The sequence below is a fragment of the Halorientalis sp. genome, assembly GCF_028275115.1.
Classification (GTDB): domain Archaea; phylum Halobacteriota; class Halobacteria; order Halobacteriales; family Haloarculaceae; genus Halorientalis.
This window is the reverse complement of sequence record NZ_JAQCNH010000085.1, coordinates 1-1,569: the sequence shown is the minus strand read 5'-3', so window position 1 is coordinate 1,569 and position 1,569 is coordinate 1. Positions and strand designations below refer to the sequence as shown.

Here is a 1,569-nt window from a genome sequence, read left to right as displayed (position 1 = left end):
GGACGCTCTCGGGGCGCAGTGGTGCCCAGCAGGCCAGCGGCCCCCACCGTCTACGTCGGGTCCGATGCGCTGTACGCGGTGGATACGGCGACAGGCACACCCGAGTGGATATCTGACACCGTCGACGACGTGTTCGGCAGTGTGAGAATTGCCTGCGCACTCCGCTGACTGTTGTCCGTGTTCAGGGGAAAAGAAATCGGGCACATATCGGTCACAGGACGACTGTCTCTATTTCGTCAATATCAGCAAAATCAGGATCGCCAGAGTAGAGCACGTCACAGTCATCGTGAACGACAGCAGTTGCGACGTGTATCGCATCCGCGTACGATAACTCTCGGTCTCCTCGTTCGTAGTACCGGAATCGAAGTTCTGCGGCGTACTCCGCAATGTCGTCGATGAGTGGCATACTCTCGATATGCTGGAACTCTCGCATCGCCCGGACCGCTTCGTTGGCAGTTTCTCCATCCTCGACAACACGGACTCGATACGAGACCTCGGCGATGACCGTCGGAACGATGAGACCGCCTTCGTCGGCAGTGTTTGCCCGTTCGATGAGCGATTCAGCCTCGTCTTCGTTCTCGCCGCTGAATACGAACTCGAGCCACACCCACGAGTCCAGGAAGATCACGTATCGCTCCCGTCGATGTGCGAACTCCACGCCGCCTTCGACTCGCGCCGCATCTTCTCGGTGTCGACGTTCTGCTCGGCCACCTGTTCTTTGACACCGCGAAGTCGCTGGAGCGCTGGTTCCTTTGGTCGAACGCGAATTGTTCCGTCCTCCCGGACAGTGAACTCGATCTCCGTGCCCGCGGTGAGTCCGAGTTCGTCCCGGATTCGCTTTGGAATCGTGACTTGCCCTTTGCTCGTGATTGTTGCGTCGTCTGAGAGGGGCATCTCTTACATGATTTCAAGAGTCCTTACAATTAAAGTTGTGCCTTACCCGCTTCCGGGGTCGATTCCCTGTGCGGTAGTGGTTCCACGGCTGCGGTTCTGGTCACGCGAGATGTGAGTCTGCCGTGACGGCCGTGGGTGAGCACCCGGTTCGTCGCCGTCACCCGAAGCTATATGTCCACCGAGCGGCGGCCAAGATGCCAGCCCCACCGAACGAGGTTGCGGACCTGCCCCCGGAACTCGACGACATCCTGCTGACCGCGCTCGCCACCGAGAAAGCCGAGCGCTACGAGCGCGTGCCGTACATGCGCGACGACCTGCGGGAGTTGCGCGAGAGTCGGTCCTGACCGCTCACACCTGTCCGTCGAACAGCAGGTAGTAGAGCACGCCGAAGGCGGCCCGTCCGTCCCGGAGTTCGTCGTTCTGGACGGCCTCGCGGAGGTCGTCGAACGCCGCCGTCGTGACCTCGATGGTCTCGTCCACATCGAGGTCCTGTCCGGTCGCCCGCTCGCAGTCCCGCGCGAGGAAGTAGTGGAAGACAGCGTCAGAGAACCCGTTCGCGGGTTCGACGGTGGTCATGTGTTCGATGTCGCCGGGGCGGTAGCCGGTCTCCTCGGCGAGTTCGCGGCCGACAGCCTCACTGGGTTCCTCGCCATCTTCGAGCGTCCCGGCGGGGAG

Annotated in this window: 4 protein-coding genes; 1 reads left to right on the top strand and 3 read right to left on the bottom strand. The window is 61.4% G+C overall.

Annotation, left to right across the window (positions count from 1 at the left end):
• Window positions 1-211: 211 nt before the first annotated feature.
• On the bottom strand, window positions 212-628 hold the full coding sequence (locus Q0964_RS11625) for a type II toxin-antitoxin system VapC family toxin (protein WP_299267604.1): 417 nt from the start codon (window positions 626-628) through the stop codon (window positions 212-214).
• Entirely contained in the window at window positions 625-894 is a 270-nt protein-coding gene (locus tag Q0964_RS11620; protein ID WP_299267602.1) for an AbrB/MazE/SpoVT family DNA-binding domain-containing protein, read from the bottom strand. The genes Q0964_RS11625 and Q0964_RS11620 overlap by 4 nt, the downstream gene beginning before the upstream one ends.
• A 194-nt stretch (window positions 895-1,088) precedes the next feature.
• Here Q0964_RS11620 and Q0964_RS11615 point away from each other — a divergent pair, with 194 nt between their 5' ends.
• Window positions 1,089-1,238 carry a hypothetical protein gene (locus tag Q0964_RS11615; RefSeq protein ID WP_299267597.1) on the top strand — a complete coding sequence of 50 codons (150 nt, stop codon included), beginning with the start codon at window positions 1,089-1,091 and terminating at the stop codon, window positions 1,236-1,238.
• A gap of 4 nt (window positions 1,239-1,242) precedes the next feature.
• Here the strand turns inward: Q0964_RS11615 and Q0964_RS11610 are convergent.
• Window positions 1,243-1,569 (bottom strand): NUDIX hydrolase (locus Q0964_RS11610; protein ID WP_299267595.1); only part of this gene is annotated, 327 nt, incomplete at its 5' end.